The sequence below is a fragment of the Pseudomonas sp. UBA5568 genome (assembly GCF_002425525.1).
GTDB lineage: Bacteria > Pseudomonadota > Gammaproteobacteria > Pseudomonadales > Pseudomonadaceae > Aquipseudomonas > Aquipseudomonas fulva.
Window position 1 is genome coordinate 1 of sequence record NZ_DIMK01000044.1, and the last position, 19,317, is coordinate 19,317.

13 protein-coding genes are annotated in these 19,317 nt (G+C 61.1%); 10 read left to right on the forward strand and 3 right to left on the reverse strand.

Annotation, left to right across the window (positions count from 1 at the left end; all coding sequences use genetic code 11):
- On the reverse strand, positions 1-419 hold a 419-nt coding region (locus B2S33_RS13795), incomplete at its 3' end, for a DUF411 domain-containing protein (RefSeq protein ID WP_288650505.1).
- Positions 420-542: 123 nt separating this feature from the next.
- A complete protein-coding gene (locus tag B2S33_RS13800) occupies positions 543-1,823 on the reverse strand; it encodes a peptidase U32 family protein (RefSeq protein ID WP_288650507.1) in 1,281 nt (426 codons plus the stop codon).
- Between the two features lie 132 nt (positions 1,824-1,955).
- Between B2S33_RS13800 and B2S33_RS13805 the strand changes: the two genes are divergently transcribed.
- The 10 genes from B2S33_RS13805 (at position 1,956) to B2S33_RS13850 (ending at position 18,997) form a co-directional block, all read left to right on the forward strand.
- Positions 1,956-3,020 carry an AI-2E family transporter gene (locus B2S33_RS13805; RefSeq protein ID WP_288650509.1) on the forward strand — a complete coding sequence of 355 codons (1,065 nt, stop codon included), beginning with the start codon at positions 1,956-1,958 and terminating at the stop codon, positions 3,018-3,020.
- 170 nt (positions 3,021-3,190) lie between these two features.
- A complete protein-coding gene (locus tag B2S33_RS13810; protein ID WP_288650511.1) occupies positions 3,191-3,760 on the forward strand; it encodes a DUF6543 domain-containing protein in 570 nt (189 codons plus the stop codon).
- On the forward strand, positions 3,750-7,658 hold the full coding sequence (locus B2S33_RS13815; protein WP_288650512.1) for an NEL-type E3 ubiquitin ligase domain-containing protein: 3,909 nt from the start codon (positions 3,750-3,752) through the stop codon (positions 7,656-7,658). Before B2S33_RS13810 ends, B2S33_RS13815 begins: the two co-directional genes overlap by 11 nt.
- Before the next feature lie 79 nt (positions 7,659-7,737).
- Positions 7,738-8,760 (forward strand): AraC family transcriptional regulator, encoded by a 1,023-nt coding sequence (locus B2S33_RS13820; protein WP_027914986.1) that lies wholly within the window; start codon positions 7,738-7,740, stop codon positions 8,758-8,760.
- Between the two features lie 75 nt (positions 8,761-8,835).
- Positions 8,836-13,317 carry an NEL-type E3 ubiquitin ligase domain-containing protein gene (locus B2S33_RS13825; RefSeq protein WP_288650513.1) on the forward strand — a complete coding sequence of 1,494 codons (4,482 nt, stop codon included), beginning with the start codon at positions 8,836-8,838 and terminating at the stop codon, positions 13,315-13,317.
- 124 nt (positions 13,318-13,441) lie between these two features.
- Entirely contained in the window at positions 13,442-15,088 is a 1,647-nt protein-coding gene (locus B2S33_RS13830) for an AMP-binding protein (RefSeq protein WP_288650515.1), read from the forward strand.
- 13 nt (positions 15,089-15,101) lie between these two features.
- Entirely contained in the window at positions 15,102-15,869 is a 768-nt protein-coding gene (locus B2S33_RS13835; protein ID WP_027914983.1) for an SDR family NAD(P)-dependent oxidoreductase, read from the forward strand.
- Positions 15,870-15,880: 11 nt separating this feature from the next.
- Entirely contained in the window at positions 15,881-17,074 is a 1,194-nt protein-coding gene (locus B2S33_RS13840) for an acetyl-CoA C-acyltransferase (RefSeq protein ID WP_028687300.1), read from the forward strand.
- Between the two features lie 8 nt (positions 17,075-17,082).
- Positions 17,083-18,210 (forward strand): acyl-CoA dehydrogenase, encoded by a 1,128-nt coding sequence (locus B2S33_RS13845; protein ID WP_027914981.1) that lies wholly within the window; start codon positions 17,083-17,085, stop codon positions 18,208-18,210.
- Positions 18,211-18,223: 13 nt separating this feature from the next.
- Positions 18,224-18,997 (forward strand): enoyl-CoA hydratase, encoded by a 774-nt coding sequence (locus tag B2S33_RS13850; RefSeq protein ID WP_288650516.1) that lies wholly within the window; start codon positions 18,224-18,226, stop codon positions 18,995-18,997.
- Positions 18,998-19,030: 33 nt separating this feature from the next.
- Here B2S33_RS13850 and B2S33_RS13855 read toward each other — a convergent pair.
- Positions 19,031-19,317: hypothetical protein (locus tag B2S33_RS13855; protein WP_288650518.1), on the reverse strand; the 287-nt coding region annotated here is incomplete at its 5' end.

A 19,317-nucleotide genomic window follows, 5' to 3' on the forward strand; every position in this document is an offset into this window, starting at 1 on the left:
GCGACCACCGAGGCCTTGCCTTCAGTGTCGATACCGATGACCTGATAGGCATCCTTGCGCTCGCCCATTTCCATGCCCGGCGAACCGACCGGCATGCCGGGAACGGCCATGCCCTTGAGGTCACTGCGGCTAGCCAGCTCATGCACCTGGGTTGCGGGGACATGGCCCTCGACGAACTTGCCAGCGATGACGCCGGTATGACACGACGCATGCCGCTGCGGGACTTCCAGGCGTTGCTTGACGGCGCTCATGTTCGTTTCGACATGGTCGTTCACAGTGAAGCCGTTGTCTTTGAGATGACTGATCCAGGCTTTGCAGCAACCACAGTTGGGGTCGCGGTAGACATCAATGGTGTCGGTGGCCTGTGCAAGGGTGGTGAAGGCCAGCAGGCCAAGGGCCAGCCGATTCGATCGCAGCATGGATGAGCTCCTGATAAACGTGTGACCTGCGCCCAGCATAGCGCACGGCCTGGTCCAAACGCGCAAGGCGCCAGGGTCGCCCCGCCTGGCTTTCAACCTGCTGACCGGCGCATTACAGTTCCGTCAGCCAGCGGCCTGGTCACCGTTCAGGTCGCGCATTAGTAGCCCGAACGCCAACGACACTTGTTCAGGTACTGGTAGGTACACCACATGGCCATCCCCGGGTGCGACTTCGATGGCCTGCTGCTGCCGGTCATGCAACTGATTCAGGTCGAAGTGGTAATTGCCGCGCGGTGTCATCAGCTCCAGGTGGTCGCCCAGGGCAAAGCGGTTCTTGACCTTGACCTCGGCCCAGCCGTCTACCCGCTGTCCGGTCAGTTCACCCACGAACTGCTGGCGCTCGGAAACCGAGCTGCCCCGCTGATAGTTCTGGTACTCGTCGTGCACATGGCGGCGCAGAAAGCCCTCGGTGTAGCCCCGCTGCGCCAAGGATTCGAGGTTGTCCATCAAGGTGCGGTCGAAAGGCTGCCCATCGGCCGCATCGTCGATGGCTTTTCGGTAGGACTGCACGGCCCGTGCGCAATAGAAATGCGACTTGGTGCGACCCTCGATCTTCAGCGAGTGCACGNNGATGTAGGTGCCGTGCTCGTCCTCGAATGCGGGCATTTCGGTACCGGGACGCTCGCTTTCCTGCAGCAGGAACACTTGGTCGGTGGGCGCACCCTGGCCCAAGGTCGGCTGCACTTCGCGCACGATATCGCCTGTGACGCTCTCGGTTGCCGGCGTAACATCATACTTCCAGCGACAGGCGTTGGTGCAGCTGCCCTGATTGGCATCGCGCTTGTTCAGGTAGCCCGACAGCAGGCAGCGGCCTGAGTAGGCCATGCACAGTGCCCCATGCACGAATACTTCCAGCTCCATGCCAGGCACCTGCTGGCCAATTTCTTCGATTTCTTCAAGCGACAGTTCGCGCGAGAGGATGACGCGGCTGATGCCTTGCTGCTGCCAGAACTGCACGCTGGCCCAGTTGACCGTGTTGGCCTGTACCGAGAGGTGCACGGGCATCTGCGGGTAATGCTGGCGTACCAGCATGATCAGGCCCGGGTCGGACATGATCAACGCGTCCGGTGCCATGGCGATCACAGGGGCCAGGTCCTTGAGGAAGGTCCTGAGCTTGGCATTGTGAGGCGCGATGTTGACCACCACATAGAAGCGCTTGCCCAGCGCGTGCGCCTCCTGGATGCCCAGCGCCAGATTGGCATGGTCGAAGGCGTTGTTGCGCACCCGCAGGCTGTAGCGGGGCTGGCCGGCATAGACCGCATCAGCACCGTAGGCGAAGGCGTAGCGCATGGTGTGGAGCGTGCCGGCAGGCGCCAGCAATTCGGGCTTGGCAACGGAGTTCATGAATACACCGGTTAAAGGGCGCGGATGCTAAGCCGCTTGCGGTTGGGCCTTATTGATCTGAATCAAGGGGCAGGTGGCACTTTTACCCCAGCACCACGCACTAATACCCCAGAACCCATCCGAGGACCGGAAATGAACGAAACTGCTTTGCAGAACAAGGCGCTGGCGGTGCTCCTGGCACTGGTCACCATTGCCTTCGTCTGGATCTTGCTGCCTTACTACGGCGCAATCTTCTGGGCGGTAATCCTTGGCATCCTGTTCGCGCCGTTGCAACGCAACCTGCTCATGCGCTTCGGGCGCCGACGCAATGTGGCCGCTGCCGCGACCACGCTCATCTGCTTACTGGTGGCGGTACTGCCGGTGATCATCATCAGCGGTCTGCTGGTGCAGGAGGGGGCAACGCTGTATCAACGCATCCAGAGCGGCCAGCTGGACATCGCAGGTTATGTCGAGCGGGGCAAGGACATGCTGCCAACGTTCGCCCAGAACGCGCTGGATAACCTGGGCATGGGCAACCTGGAAGCCTTGCGTGACAAGATCACCACCTGGGCCTCCCAAGGCAGCCAGGTTCTGGCTACCCAGGCTTTCAGCTTTGGCCAGGGCACATTCGACTTCGTGGTTGGCTTCGGCATCATGATGTACCTGCTGTTCTTCTTTCTGCGCGAGGGCGCCGAGGTCGTGCGCAAGGTGCGCATGGCCGTGCCGCTGCCTGAACACCAGAAGCGTCGCCTGCAGTTGAAGTTCAAACGTGTGGTGCGCGCCACGGTCAAGGGCAACGTGCTGGTGGCCATCACCCAAGGCGCGCTGGGCGGCTTGATTTTCTGGATCCTGGGGATCCCCAGCGCGCTGGTCTGGGCGGTGATGATGGCTTTCCTTTCGCTGCTGCCTGCCGTTGGCGCAGGCATCGTCTGGGGGCCGGTGGCGATCTACTTCCTGATGACCGGCGCAATCCTGCAAGGCGTGATCCTGACCGCATTCGGCGTGCTGGTGATCGGCCTCGTAGACAACGTGCTTAGGCCTATCCTGGTCGGCAAGGACACCCGCATGCCCGACTATTTGATCCTGGTATCGACTCTGGGCGGCCTGTCGGTGTTCGGCCTCAACGGTTTCGTCATCGGCCCGCTGATCGCCGCGCTGTTCATCTCCAGTTGGGCGATCTTTGCTTCGAGCAAGCCTCAGGTGCAGCTACCGCGATAGTCGCCAACCAGGTACTGGCTTTGGAGGTAAAGGGGTTGGCTGCCAGGTCTGCCCCTTGGCATCCTGCCTCGCAGAAGGGCAATGCGGCTGTGTGAGGTGATCGAGTTCCCTCTGTATTGATTCGCAAGGTTCGGTAAAGGTGCGCGGCAACCCTTAACCTGGAGCCTAGCATGGCCGTCCTCACTACGCCTTCGAACCATACCGACAGATTCATCGCACAGCACATGCCTGAGTGGCTGCGTGCCGCTTCTTTAGGGCAGATACAAGCCCTGCGCATGCACGCTGAAGAAAACCGCCGTATCGAGCAGCGCCTGGCGTCACTGTTCAAAGGCATGGTCTCGCCGAAGTGGTACGCAGAGCAGATGCTGACTGCCACGATAGAGCAGAAGCTGGGCGTGCAGGTGGATCTGACGCATGCGCTCTGGCGAGAGCGCTGGGACAGCTACAGCGTGCTTGGGGGCGAGACGCTACGTCATCACTACACGTTTCACCCTGTCATGGCTCACCTGATGCAGAATTTTCCCTCCGGATCGAGCTTCGACGCCCGCAGCGGCATCATCTCCGGGGCTCATGGCATGTCTTTGACCGCGCCACTGCTGGTGAACAGTGCGAGCCTGGCCACTGCCTGCCGCTTAGTGGACACGGGCAAGCGCTATCAGGACTACCTCAAAAGCTTCTTTGACGACGCCGCATGCACGCTGCTCGCCCAGGGCCAGCGCGCGCCTTGCGTTGGCCGTTGACGTTGCCGGGCTGCGAGGCGACATCAGCGAAGTAGATGCCGCTGCCCTGGGGCAAACCTTTGACAAGGTGGTGGCGCCTGATCCGAAGCAACTGGCAGTCGTGGTCAAGCACCTTCATGTGCTCGGACATGCACTGATCGGGGCGCTGGTGATCGAACTGTCCGACGGCGGGGCCAGCGGCCTGGCCAGTCCGGGTGCAGGGGTGGTGCTCTACCTGCCCCATGGGCCTTTGAAGAAGTTTGACGATCTGGACAGTTTGAAGGCCCACATGGTGAACCTGTTCAAAACGCCAGCGCATGCCTTCGATCTATTGAGGCTAGTGGCGGCCGATGCCCGGGCAGCGTTTCAGACAGTGCTGAAAAAGCGTCTGAGTGATGCAGCCCCTGATCTTGAAGTGACCGGCAAAACCGCCGGCGCATCGCTGTTTGCCGAGCTGGCTGGGCTGCAAGTGGCCCGCATCAAAGCGGACGCCCTGTTTCTTCTGGTGCCCGTCGAAGAGGTAGATAGGCTGCAAAGGCTTCAACGGCTGCAGACGCTTGAACAGGTGGGAATGAACCTGGCACAGATGGCAGCGTTGTTCGTCCCGGAGCTGGGCGCGATGATGTTGGCCGCGACCGTAGTCGACGTGCTGGGTGAAATTGGCGTAGCGGTGTATGACTGGTCGCGGGGCCATCAGCACGAAGCGTTGGAGCATGTACTGGGTGTGGCCGAAACGGTTGCAGTTACCGCACTGACGGCGGCAGGTGGCGCGGCGGTTGCACGCGGCTTCATGCGCAGCGCCTTCGTTGACGAGATGGTGCCAGTCGAACTGGATAATGCATCGCCTCGGCTGTGGGCTGAAGACTTGAGGCGCTATCGAGCAGTTGGCGTGCCTCACAATGCCGTACGAGGCCAGAATGGTCTGTTCCAGCACGGCGACAGGCACTGGTGGGTTCATGAAGGCGCTTATTACGCCGTCAGCAGAAAGACTGCGTCATCCCCCTGGCGCCTAGTGCGCAACGATGGCAAGACGGGCTTCGGGCCGGCGTTGGACTGGAACGGTGAGCATGGCTGGCGGCTGAACTGGCAGCGACCGCAATTGTGGAGTGGCGAGCGAGCCTTGTTGAGTCATCTCTGGCCCGTGACTGGCGACCTGGATTCGGGACGTGTGACTCAGATACTCAAGGTCGCCGACGTGGACCAGGCTCAGTTGCGCCGGGCGGTCGCTGAGCAGAGGGCGTTGCCGGTACGTCTGCGCGACACATTGGAACGGTTTGAAGCCGATAAGCGCATCGAAGACTTCTTCGCCACATTCGCGAGCCACCAGGGCAAGAACGATCCCTCTCTGTTGCAATGGTGCCTCGATCAGCTGACCGAGCAACAGCGCGCACCTGCCTCCGTATCTGCGTCGATCCTCGCGCAGGCGTCTCGCTTGCGTGAGGGCCTGATGAGCCACTTGACGCACAGGCTTGCCATTAGTCCCGAAGCGGCGGCAATCCAACGTGATTTTCCAGGGTTACCCGATGCTTACGCTGAAGGGGTAATAGCCAATGGCACTGCCGAGCAGTGTGAGCGATTGCTCGCGCAGGGCCGTCTTGATCTGGGGCTTGCCGAGAAGGCGCGCCTGGCATTACAGGAGGCCCGCGCCTGTCGCGCATTACAGGGCCTGTACCTTGAAAATGCCTATCACCCTGACCTGGCGTCGCTGGTCTTCGGACTCTTGCGAAAAGAACCTGCATGGCCCATGGCCCACAATGTCCAGGTTCGCGAAGCGTCACCCACAGGGCGCGTATTGGCACAGCTGTACCCGGTGACGGATCCCGCCAGTGTGAAGGTACTGGTGTGGGAGCATGGGCAGATGTCGGTCTATGAGGGGGGCAAACCCGTTCCACAAGACGTGCCTGGCGCCTGCGGTTTGCTTGAGAGGCTTTGGCAGCTTCTGCCTGAAGACCAGCGTAGTCGCTTGGGGTGGTCAACAACCGATGGTGTGAAAGCGCTGCGGGAAGGCTTGCAAGCGCGCATTCCGGCACAAAGAAGGGCTGTGCAGGAACTGATGGGCATGCAGGTGAGCCAGCCGACCTTTCGCCCACCCGCCCGCCTGCCTGATCATCGCTATGGCTACTTGCTAAGTGGTCGCGGCAGCGTCAACCACCTGGCCGAGCGGACGCTTCAGGATCGCGTGCGCAGCCTGTATCCAGGTTTCAGCGCACAACAACTCGAACTCTATCTTCAAGTGCTTGAGGAGCAGCCCGGTTCGCCTTTCACCCATTTGCTGGAGCTTGAGGGTCAATACTCGCGCCTGGACCTGACCCTTGAGCAATGGACTGCACTGCCTGCCGATGCGGCCAATGTAGCGCTGCGACGTAGAGTCAGCGACCAGCTAAGGCGCTGCTGGCGCTTTCAGGGGCACGCAGGTAGGCGGCAGACCAATGGGGACCCAGGTATGCTGCTATCGCTATCGGATATTGGTGCTGGCGAGCTGCCCGACTTGAGCGCGGTGGAGGGTTTCGGCCATGTCAGCGAGGTCGTGTTGGCCAACATGCGGCTGGGTGAAGTGCCCGAACGCTTTCTCAGGCCCTTTCATGGCATTACGACGCTGAACCTGGACAACAACGCCCTGACCCGGCTCCCCTCTGGGCTTTCGCAGTTGCGTGAGCTACAGGAGCTGACGATTTCGCGCAATAGCCTGCATCTGGACGATGCTGGTTTAGAAGTGCTTGCGGGCATGCCGAGGCTGAGTGTGCTTGACCTGAGCGACAACAGTATCGGCCATTTCACGATTGCCATGGACCGATTACCTCGCCTGCGTCAGCTGGGGCTTCGTAGAGTGGGGTTGACGCAAGTCCCGGTCCATCTGGAGCGAGCGGTTTCGCTGGAGTATGTAGACCTGCGTGACAACCATATCGGCGAGCTGCCCTTGCCCTTGCGGGCTCAGCGAAACCATTGGCGAAGCAGATTGGCATTGACGGGCAACCCTCTGCCTGCCCTTTACCGCGACTTGTGGATCGATGCCAGTCGCACCTCCGAAAGCGAGGTCAGTGCCGACGGTGACGCGTTTCATCTCAGCCGTTGGGTCGAGCGCTTGAGCCCAGCACAACAGGACGCTCGTACCGCCCAGTGGAACCGTCTGGTGGATGAGTCTGGCAGTGGCGATTTCTTCACGCTCATAGGTGAACTCACTGACACCAGTGATTTTCGTCTGGCCAGGGACGATCTGGAGGCCAGGGTCTGGGCAATGCTAGACAGAATCGAGAGTAACACCGCACTGCGCGAACAAACTTTTGCCTTGGCCAGTGAACCTCGTACGTGCGTGGACAGTGTCATATCCAGTTTCGGCTTGCTTGAGATCAGGTTACTGAGTGCGTCGGTCGAGGCGGCCGCTGGAGAACACGCAGAAGGCGAACTGTTGAGTCTGGCGCGACGTTTCTTCCGCCTGGACCAAGTGGAGGCCTACGCCCGCCAAGACATGAGTAGTCGCGAAACCCGTGGCGAGGAGGTGGATCAGATCGAAGTCAGCCTTGCCTACAGGGTGGGGCTGGCGCGGACGCTGGAGTTGCCAGGTCAGGCAACCACCATGCAGTTCAGGACGATTGCAGGGGTCACGGAAGAGCACCTGAACGCAGCCGAAGCAGCGGTTCGCGCAGCCGAGGCCAGCGATGATCTGGCCGTGGACATCAGTGAGCGTGGCTTTTGGTTCGATCACCTGCAACGCCAGTACCGCTCAGCCTTTGACGTTCTATGCGAGCCGTTCGTGCAGCAGATGGAGGCGCTCTATGCAGGGCGTGAGAGTCTGACAGATGCCCAGTACGATACCCAGGCCAGGGCAATCGCCAAGGCGTGTGATGAGGCGGTAAAGGCCAAGGCGCTCGAACTCACACGCCAAGCACTGGCCCGGGAGGGTGAAGCCTTACCAGGGTGATTGGGCCTGTGGTGATCAAATGCTAGCCTTTTGGCGCTGTGGTCCTAAGATGGCTGCATTCGAGCAAACTGGGCCGTCAATGAGCGACAAGGACACTATCTCCATCGAACTGGTACGCGAGGCGTTGTTGCAGGCTTGTCATCAAGCAGGCGACGCGCCTCTGGTGCTGCGCAAGGCAGGTATCGAGCCGCATCTGCTCACGATGCCAGGTGCGCGCGTGCCGGCAACTGCTTACGCACGCCTCTGGCGCCTGCTGGCGCGGCGCTGCAACGATGAGTTCTTTGCCATGGACCCGCGCGGGCTACGCAGCGGCAGCTTGGCATTTCTCTGCCGTGCCAGCAGGGGACAACCGACGATCGGAGCAGGTATCGAAACCGCACTGGCTTTCCTGTCGTTGACCCTGGATCATCTACAGCCCCACTTGATTCGGCAGCAAAGCCTGGCCGAGATCGTCATCGTCGAGCCCTGTGATGAGCCTCGACGAGCATTCACTTACTTCACATTCTGGATGATCGTCCATGGTGTAGCGTGCTGGCTGGCAGGGCGTCGCATCCCGATCCTGGCCATCGAGTTGCGCTGCACCGAACCTGCGTTCTGCGATGACTACCGTGTCATGTTCTCGGAAAACCTGCAGTTCTCGCGCCCGCGCACCCGCATGATCCTGGCAGCCGACTGCTTCGATCAGCCCATCCGGCGCAGCGACGATGAGCTGCACCGTTTTCTGGCCCAGGCGCCGGCCAATATCCTGGTCAAGTATCGGGACCCTGACAGCCTCGCTCGACGCATTCGACGCGATCTGAGCGAGCGCGACCCAGCGTCGTGGCCCGATGCGAATGAACTTGCCCGCCAGTTATGCCTGTCGGCCTCCACGCTACGGCGCAGGTTGGCAGAGGAGGGGCATAGCTATCAGGCCCTCAAGGACAGCGTGCGGCGTCAATTGGCTATCAGCTGGCTGGCTCAAGAGCAGGTGGGGATGCTGGAAATTGCAGCGCGTCTGGGCTTCGCCGACAGCAGTTCGTTCTACAAGGCCTTCCGCAAGTGGTTTGGTTGCAATCCGGGTCACTATCGAACGTTGGCCCTGGGTGCAGGGAAGGTCGGTTAGGTGGGGTTTCCGTGTGCCAGTCGCTGAGCGCCCATCACACAGTCGAGGTTGAATGAGCATCGACAGGACTACACGATGACAGCTTCTCTCACGACCGCTCCCGGCCCGAATCCCTCCTCTGCAAAGGTCGCCAGCGCTACACATGACTTCATAGCCGCGCGCCTACCTGAGTGGCTCAAGCGGGGTTCTCCCGCTCAACTCAACCGCCTGCGTGATCGCTTCAAGGCCCACCAGGGCAGCCAGGAGCGTGTGCGCGCCTTTACTCGGCGGTTGATTCCACTGCAAAGCTTCGCTGAGCTGCATATGCAGAGGCTGGTTGCACACTTGCCGGGCAGTCCGGGCCTGGATGCGCTGCAGTGGCGGGAGATACGGCGCAATTTCAAGGTCCCGCATGGCATGGTCCTGCCTGTCGATGAGGTCATCGAGGTGAGAGAGCCTGCCGTCTTGCGCCTGATGCAGAATTTTAACGAGCAGGCCAGCTTCTATCTGGGCACCGGTTTGGTGAGTACAGGTGAAGACGCCCTGCTCACTGCGGGCACGGATGCACTGGTGCAAGCGTGCCGGGACCTGGATGCGGGCGGGCGTTACCAGAAGCTCTTGTCGCAGGTATTCACCGATGACACCTGCCAAGCGCTGATTGCAGACAAGCGAGCGGCGTTTGCGTTGGCCACCGAAGTGGCGGCGCTGCGCGGTGATTTAACGGCAAGACAGCAGATTGCGTTGGCGGGCTTGGCAAACGATGAGGCCTCTCACGCTGAGCTGGGTGCCTATCCGGGTATGCTGAGCATGCTGGGGCATACCCTGAGCGATGTCGTAGTCGTCCAGTTGCGCGATCGGCAAGGTGTGGATCGAGGGATCGTACTCTACAGACCCAGCGATCCTGGCCAGGCATTGCGCCATTTCACGTCCATTCAGGAAATGAACACCGTGCTCGCGGCCGCTCTGCAGAAGGAGGATTACCGGGCTTACTTCAGTCAGTTGGTGTCTGTGGAAGAGCGCGCACGCTTCCTCGATACATTGAGCAAGCGCTTGAGCGACGCCGTGTCTGACCTTTCCCTTGAAGGCGTCACGGGACCTGAGGATATCTTCTCCAGGCTGGTCGACCAACAGGTTCAGCGAATCAAAGACGACGCCCGTCTGCTGTTGGTACCCACCGCACAGGTGGACCGAGACGCCTCTGAAGCGCGACGCAAGCAGTGGCGCTCGTTGGGCTGGAATCTGGTCAACCTGGCCGGGCTTTTCATACCTGTGGTGGGCGCTATGCTGCTTGGGCAGTTGGTGGTGCAAACGCTTTCGGAAGTCTTCGAGGGTGCAACTGATTGGTATCACGGTCATCAGCACGAGGCTCTGGAGCAGATGCTTGGCGTGGCCGAGACGTTGGCGGTGACTGCGGTTGTCGGCGCCGGAGCCAATATTCTGGCCAGAGGCTATGCGGCCACTGATTTCGTAGAAGGGCTGGAACCCGTGCGCGGGGTCGATGGGAAATCGCGGCTATGGGCCAACGACCTCAAGGTCTATGCCAGCTTGCCGGAGGACCCGCAATTGCACAGCGACGGTCTGTACAGAGACTGGGGGCGAGCCTTTTTCCGTAGTGGCAAACGTTATTTCCAGGCGCATCGCCCTGATCCAAATGAGCCATGGCGCTTGCGTCATGCTCGGCGTCCGGCAGGCTTTGGGCCAGTTCTGGAGCACTTCGGCGAGCGAAGCTGGCAGTTGAACGCTGGTCGAGCAGTGGAAATGGATCAGCCTGATCTCATGCTTGAACAGCTTTGGCCTCAGCCTAGATCGCTCACTCATCAGCAGGCCAGCAGGGTGATGCAGGCCGCCGGAATGGATGTCGCGGCACTTCGCGGGTTACTGGTGGAGGCGCGGGACATTCCAGCCAGTTTGTGTGACAGCCTGGAGCGTTTCGAAGCCAATGCGCGTGTCAGCAGGTTTTTTACCGCCCTTCAACACGGTGCGAGCCCGCGAGATGAAAGCGCGTTGGTGCAGTGGTGCCTGGAACAAACCGGTAGCGGTAGCCTTGTGCAGCTGCAGGAAAACCTACTTGAGCATGCAGATCGCTTACGTGGGCTAATGTTCCAGCACCTGTGCCAGGTGCCAGCGGTCGATGACCCGTTGTCGGCCGTCATCAGAACAGGCATGCCGGGTTTGCCCGAGCGTTACGTTCAAGCGTTGGCCGCGGACGTAGGGCGAACCGAGCGCGATCTTGCTCTGAGCATGGGAAAACTGCCGTTGCGTTGCCTACGCCAGGGTGCTTCGTTGCTGCGTGTTGCCAGGTTGACCCGGGCCATGTGCGGTGTGTACCTCCCTAACGCTTACTGCGATGAAGCGGGCGAACTCGCGTTGGCCCTGCTGCAGCGATTGGATGCATGGCCGGCCCGTCACATCGAGCTCTGGACAGACGGCCCGGGTGCGCGCCGGATTGCGGCGGTAGGTAATCAGCTGCCGGGCGCCAATCTGGTCAAGATCGTTCACAAGGAGGGGCGTTTCCGGGCGATCGAAGAGCCAGAAGCAGGCTATGGAGCCGTGGTCGATGAGTCGAACGACTTCTACCAGACGCTGCTCGCATTGCTGGAGCCTTCCCAGCGTACTGCGCTTGATCTGGATGGCGATCACGCTGCCTCGACCTTGCGTGATCGCCTGATTGAGCAGTTGCCTGAAACGCACGCCGAAGTCGAGCAACTGCTGGGCTGGCCTCGACAGGATCGTTGGTTCAATCCAGGCCGTCGTATGCCCGACGGTCGCATAGGCTACCCACTCAGTGGTAGCCCGGCTCGACGACGTAACCCCGACAGCCTGCTGCGAAGCCGTTTGCGCAACCTGTACCCTGGCCTGGACGACAGTGCGATCGACAACCGTTTGGCGCGTTTGCTTACAGGCCCACATACTGCCTATGACGCCTTGCTGGAACTGGAAGAGGACCATGCTGACCTTGAAAGACACCTGAGCCGCTGGACAGGCTTTGAGTCCAATCCGGCCCGTCAGCGGGCTCGTCGACAGGTCGCCGATCAGATCCGCCGCGCCTGGCGACAGATGGGCGAACCTCTGGGCGATGAGACGGCTGGTCAACGGCTGAGCATTATCAACCTGAATGTCGGCAGTCTCCCCGAACTGCCTGCCCATATCGAGTTCGAGCTGACACGCTCATTGGTCATCCGTGATGTGCCGATCACGCATATGCCTACTGGGTTCCTTTCAAGCTTCACCCGCTTAAGAGAGCTGAACCTGAGCAGCACCGGCCTGCTCGGCGTGCCTACAGAAGTCGCCTACCTGGTCGATTTGCGCACCCTGCGCCTGGCACGCAACAACATTCGGCTGAACGATCAGGCCTTGAACGCATTGACCCGCCTGCCGCAGTTGACTCACCTGGATCTGAGCTACAACCCGCTGGGGGCATTCGAGATGCGCTATAACCAGTTGACGCGCCTTGTCGAATTGAACTTGCGTCGCTGCAGGTTGGGTGCGTGGCCCTCGGGGTTGGAGTTGTGCAGCACCTTGGAACGCGCCGACCTGCGTGACAACCTCTTGCACGTTGTGCCAGCGGAAATTGTACAGCTGCCACATGCCCGCCGAATGGGTTTCATGGTGGAGCGAAACCGGTTGAGCAGTGTCGAGATGCAGCGGCTGTTTGCCCTTGATTCGATCGCCGAGCATTTCCATCTTCCCGAGCCGCGGCGCGTAATCGACCGGCAGGTGACCCGTGATCTATGGCTCGATGCAGGCGATCCGCATTTGCGCGTCAGCCGTCAGGCGCTTTGGTCACGCTTGGTGGCTGATCCGGGCAGCGATGGTCTGGTACGGTTGCTGGGGCTTCTCGGGGATACCGGCGACTACGACACTGCACCGTTCCAGCTGGCGGAGCGAGTGTGGGCATTACTCGAAGCAGTTGACGCAAACGAGCAGCTGCGCCAGAGAATCCATAGTCTGGCTCGCCTGCCGTTAACCTGCATGAACACCGTTGCTGATCGGTTCAGTGAGCTTCAAGTCAGAGCACTTATCGATAGGTCTGAGCACAACGTCGCGCCGGAGCGCGGTAATGAGCTATTGGGTATCGGGCAGCAACTGTTTCGTCTGGACCGGCTTGAGCAGGTCGCCAGGCGAGATGTGTTGCAGCGCCTCGCAGCGCTGGAGAGGGTGGATCAGGCTGCCGTCAGCCTGGCTTACCGTGTGAGGTTGCGGGCTCGCCTGAACCTGCCGTGTCAGCCCCATAGCATGCTCTACGCCGATGCTGCCGAGCTGACCAGCACTCAGCTTGAGAACGCCTACCGTGAGGTGATCGCAGCGATGACCCCTGATGCGCTGTCGATGAGCCTGTCCCAACGTGTGTTCTGGGCGAATTATATCCATGAGCGGCATACCGAGGTGTTCGAGGCGCTGCACGCTCAGTTCGCCGCACGTCGATCGGCATTGGCCTTGCGACAATCAACGTTGGATGCCATCGATTATCAGCTTCTGCTAGACAGCCTGGACACCGAACAAGCCACTCAGGACCAGTCGCTGGTGTTCGAACTGACTCGGCAGTTTCTTATAGGTCGCGAACGCGGATTGTCTTAACCGCCGTTGTGGCCAAACCGATCATTCACAATGAATGGTTTGGCCATTGTGGTTACCCCTGAGCGGCGCGAACATCGTCCTAACTTGACAGTGCACTCCAACAATAAAAAGCAGGAGTCTGACGATGCGTGATTACGCCGAGGCCGTTCGCTCGTTCCATTACCTTGGGGCCGCGCAGGCTGCCCTGCAGGGCGAACTGCAGGCCCTCAACGCCTGTGTCGAATGTTGTGATCGCCACACTGGCTTCGACAAGCTGGCCCTGAACTGGCTGGACAGCGAAGGCAACTGCGAACAGATGAGTTTCGACAACCTGCAGGCACTGGCCACCCGCTTTGCCAGTGTCTTGCGCGCCCACGGGGTGAGTGCGGGCGACCGTGTAGCGGGGCTGTTGCCGCGCACCCCGCAACTGTTGATCACCATTCTAGCCACCTGGCGTCTGGGTGCCGTTTATCAGCCGTTGTTTACCGCCTTCGGGCCTGCTGCCATCGAACATCGACTGCACCAGTCGCATGCCCGTGTCGTGGTGACTGACCGCAGCAACCGGATAAAGCTCGATGACGTCAACGGCTGCCCGCTCACGATAACGGTCGATGCCCGTGACGGCGAGCTGGACTTCCAGGGGTGCCTTGAAAACGCCTCGCCTGAATGTGAACCGGTCATGCTCACAGGTGACGATCCCTTCCTGCTGATGTTCACATCCGGAACCACCGGCCCTGCCAAACCCCTCGAGGTCCCGCTACGGGCCATCGTGACGTTCCAAGGCTACATGCGTGATGCCATCGATCTGCGCCCAGAGGATAGGTTTTGGAACCTGGCGGACCCAGGCTGGGCCTACGGACTTTATTACGCAGTGACCGGGCCGCTTTCACTCGGGCAGGCGACCACCTTCTACAACGGCCCCTTTAGTGTCGACAGCTGCACGAAGGTCATTACCCAGCTGGGCATCAACAACCTGGCCGGCTCGCCAACGGCCTTTCGCCTGCTCATTGCAGCCGGTGATCAGTTCAGCACCCCAGTCAAAGGACGCCTGCGCGTGGTGAGCAGTGCAGGAGAGCCGTTGAACCCTGAAGTGATCCGCTGGTTCGCCGAGCATGCCGGGGTAACCATTCATGACCACTATGGGCAGACGGAGCTAGGCATGGTGCTGTGTAACCATCACGGCCTGGCCCACCCGGTGCACGTGGGATCTGCAGGTTTTGCCATACCGGGGCATCGCATTGTCGTACTCGATGAGCAGGGACGCGAACTGCCCGCCGGTCAGCCGGGTATCCTGGCGGTGGATCGCGAACGATCGCCCCTGTGCTGGTTCGCCGGTTACCACGGGTTGCCAACCAAGGCCTTCGTTGGCAAGTACTACCTGAGCGGCGACACCGTCGAACTGAACCCCGATGGCAGCATCAGCTTCGTCGGGCGCAGCGATGATGTAATCACCACGTCCGGGTATCGGGTTGGGCCCTTCGATGTGGAGAGCGCACTGATTGAGCACCCGGCCGTCATCGAAGCGGCAGTGGTCGGCAAGCCTGATCCTGAACGCACCGAGGTGATCAAGGCATTCGTGGTGCTGGCCACGGGTTACGGCCCCAGCGCCGAACTTGAAGAGCAATTGCGCCAGCATGTCCGCCAGCGCCTCTACGCCCATGCCTACCCCAGAGAAGTCGAGTTCGTCAGCGAGTTGCCGAAGACACCCAGCGGCAAGCTGCAACGCTTCATCCTGCGCAATCAGGAAGTAGCTCGACAACACGCGCAGCTCGCCACCACGGCCGGCGTTTGAGAGGAAACCGATCATGCAAATAGCCAACAAACACTTCATCGTCAGCGGCGCAGCCTCCGGTCTGGGCGCCGCTACCGCGCACATGCTGATCGAGGCAGGCGCTTCGGTCATGCTCGTGGACCTCAACGGCGACGCCGTGCAAGCCAAAGCCCACGAGCTGGGCGAGCGCGCGCGCTTCAGCGTGGCCGACATCAGTGACGAAGCCGCTGCGCAGGCGGCCGTATCGGCGGCACTGGCAGCGTTCGGTAGCCTGCACGGTCTGGTGAACTGCGCAGGCATCGTGGGCGCTGAAAAGGTAGTGGGGAAGCAAGGCCCGCACCGTCTGAGCAGTTTTGCCCACGTCATCAATGTCAACCTGGTGGGCAGCTTCAACCTGCTGAGGTTATGTGCCCAGGCCATGGCCGAGGGAGGGGCGGACGACGCAGGCGAGCGGGGCGTGATCATCAACACGGCCTCCGTCGCGGCCTACGACGGCCAGATCGGGCAATGTGCCTATGCAGCGTCCAAAGGGGCCATTGCCAGCATGACGTTGCCCGCCGCGCGCGAGCTGGCGCGTTACGGTATTCGTGTAATGACAATCGCGCCAGGCATTTTCGAAACGCCGATGATGGCCGGGATGACGCCCGAGGTTCGTGACTCGCTCGCAGCGGGTGTGCCTTTTCCTCCGCGGCTTGGGCGTCCAGAGGAATACGCGGCGCTGGCGCGCCACATCATCGAGAACAGCATGCTCAATGGTGAGGTCATCCGTCTGGACGGTGCCTTGCGCATGGCAGCCAAGTGAGGATTACACCCATGAACACCCGCGAAGATCCCATCGTCATCGTCAGCGCAGTCCGAACCCCGATGGGTGGATTACAAGGCGAGCTTAGCAGTCTCTCTGCCGTGCAGTTGGGCAGCGCGGCCATTGGCGCCGCGATTGAGCGCGCGGGCGTGGAGGCGCACAGCGTCGATCAGGTGCTGTTCGGCTGCGTGTTGCCGGCTGGCCTTGGCCAGGCGCCGGCGCGTCAGGCTGCACTGGGTGCTGGCCTGGGCAAGCACACCACCTGTACCACGCTCAACAAGATGTGTGGGTCCGGCATGCAGGCCGCCATGCTCGCCCATGACCTGCTGGCGGCAGGCACCGCCGACATGGTGGTCGCCGGCGGCATGGAGAGCATGAGCAACGCCCCCTATCTACTGGACAAGGCCCGCGGCGGTTACCGCATGGGCCATGGCAAGGTGATCGATCACATGTTCATGGATGGTCTTGAGGACGCCTATGACAAGGGTCGCTTGATGGGCACGTTTGCCGAGGACTGTGCCCAGGCCAATGGTTTCAGCCGTAAAGACCAGGACGATTTCGCCATCGCATCGCTTACCCGTGCCCAACAGGCCATCCTCAGTGGCCGCTTTGCGGATGAAATCGTGCCGGTAGAGGTGACGCAAGGCAAGCAACGCCGTCTGGTCAAAGACGATGAGCAGCCGCCCAAGGCACGCCTGGACAAGATCGCCCAATTGCGCCCGGCGTTTCGAGACGGCGGTACGGTAACGGCTGCCAACGCCAGCTCCATTTCCGATGGTGCGGCAGCGCTGGTGCTGATGCGTCGCTCCGAGGCGCACAAGCGAGGCCTGAAGCCGATGGCGATCATCCACGGCCATGCGGCCTTCGCCGATGCCCCGGCCCTGTTTCCGACCGCGCCTATTGGGGCCATCGACAAGCTGATCAAGCGTACGGGATGGGCGCTGAGCGATGTCGACCTGTTCGAAATCAACGAAGCGTTCGCGGTTGTGACCCTGGCAGCCATGAAGCATCTGGACCTGCCCTACGATAAGGTCAACATTCATGGCGGCGCTTGCGCCTTGGGCCACCCGATCGGCGCCTCAGGGGCGCGCATTCTGGTCACCCTGTTGCATGCCCTGCGCCAGAACAACCTGCGTCGCGGGGTGGCGGCCATCTGCATTGGCGGTGGTGAAGCCACGGCCATGGCTGTCGAATGCCTGGAGTGAGGTGAACCATGCTGGTCAATGAGGAACAACAACAAATCGCCGATGCTGTGCGCAGCTTTGCACAGGAACGGTTGAGACCGTTTGCCGAACAATGGGACAAGGACCATCGGTTTCCGCGCGAAGCCATCGAGGAAATGGCAGCGCTCGGCTTGTTCGGCATGCTGGTGCCTGAGCAGTGGGGCGGCAGCGACACCGGTTATGTGGCCTATGCCATGGCCTTGGAGGAGATCGCTGCCGGCGATGGTGCGTGCTCGACCATCATGAGCGTGCACAACTCGGTAGGGTGTGTGCCTATTCTGCGTTTTGGCTCGGAGCAGCAAAAGCGCGAGTACCTGACGCCGCTGGCAACCGGCGCCATGCTTGGGGCGTTCGCCCTGACAGAGCCTCAGGCAGGCTCCGATGCCAGCAGCCTGAAAACCCGTGCGCGCCGCGAGGGCGACGACTACGTGCTCAGTGGCAGCAAACAGTTCATCACCTCCGGCCAGAATGCCGGGGTGGTGATCGTGTTCGCCGTGACGGATCCGCAGGCAGGCAAGCGCGGCATCAGCGCGTTCATCGTGCCGACCGACGCACCGGGGTATCAGGTGGCCCGCGTCGAGGACAAGCTCGGCCAGCATGCGTCCGACACCTGTCAGATCGTGTTCGAGAACGTGCGCGTGCCTGTGGCCAACCGACTGGGTGAGGAGGGTGAAGGCTACAAGATTGCCTTGGCCAATCTCGAGGGCGGACGCATCGGCATCGCGGCGCAGTCCGTAGGCATGGCGCGCGCCGCGTTCGAAGTGGCCCGTGACTATGCCAAGGAGCGGCAGAGTTTCGGCAAACCGCTGATCGAGCATCAGGCCGTGGCTTTCCGGTTGGCGGACATGGCAACCCAGGTCGCCGTCGCCCGGCAGATGGTGTTGCACGCTGCCGCCTTGCGCGATGCGGGGCAGCCTGCGCTGATGGAAGCGTCCATGGCCAAGCTCTTTGCCTCGGAAATGGCCGAGAAGGTTTGCTCACATGCCTTGCAGACCCTGGGCGGTTATGGCTATCTGAGCGACTTCCCGCTGGAGCGCATCTATCGTGACGTGCGGGTTTGCCAGATTTACGAAGGCACCAGCGATATTCAGCGCATGGTCATTGCGCGCAATCTTTGAAGGAGCAGACCACATGGCATTCGAAACCATCCTGTTGGACATTCATGGCAAGGTTGGCCTGATCACGCTCAATCGCCCGCAGGCGCTCAACGCCTTGAACGCGCAGATCGTCAACGAACTGAACCAGGCCTTGGATCAGCTTGAGCGCGACCCTGGCATTGGCTGCGTGGTGCTCACAGGTTCGGCGAAGGCGTTTGCAGCTGGCGCAGACATCAAGGAAATGGCTGAGCTCAAATACCCGCAAATCTACGTGGACGACCTGTTCAGCGATGCCGACCGCATTGCCAATCGGCGCAAGCCGATCATCGCCGCAGTGTCGGGGTTTGCGCTGGGCGGTGGTTGTGAACTGGCGATGATGTGCGACTTCATTCTGGCGGGTGACAATGCCAAGTTCGGTCAGCCGGAAATCAACCTGGGGGTGTTGCCGGGCATGGGTGGAACGCAGCGCTTGACCCGTGCGGTGGGTAAGGCCAAAGCCATGGAGTTGTGCCTGACCGGTCGCCTGATGGGTGCTGAGGAAGCGGAGCGCTCAGGGCTGGTGGCGCGTGTCGTGCCGCAGGACGAGCTGTTGCAGGAGGCGCTGAACGTGGCCGCCACCATCGCTGCCAAGTCCATTCCGGTGAGCATGATGGTCAAGGAGAGCGTCAACCGCGCGTTCGAGGTCACGCTCAGCGAAGGTGTGCGGTTCGAGCGGCGAGTGTTTCATGCGGCGTTCTCGACCGAAGATCAGAAAGAGGGCATGGCCGCTTTCATTGCCAAGCGTGAAGCGCAGTTCAAGGATCGTTGACAGGGGGCGTTTTGCAGTGATTTGCACGGTGGTTCAAGGATGAAGAGGCGTCGCGCTCAGGGTGATGCCGGTGCGATAGTGTGGGTGGTCCTGTTTGTTGCTGCGCTTGGCCTGTTGGCGTCTCGCTACCCCAGCGTGATCGAGCGCAGGGTTGAAGCGCGCAAGGCGCAGCAACAGGCGGTCCAGCCTGAGCGGCGGGTCTCCGAGACGACCGTTGAGATCATGTTGCCGGACGGGCGGCGTCTGCGGCAGCTGGAATCGGAGGCATTGACCAAATAGCCTAAGTGGTTTGCAATCCTTGATGCTGATGCTGATGCTGA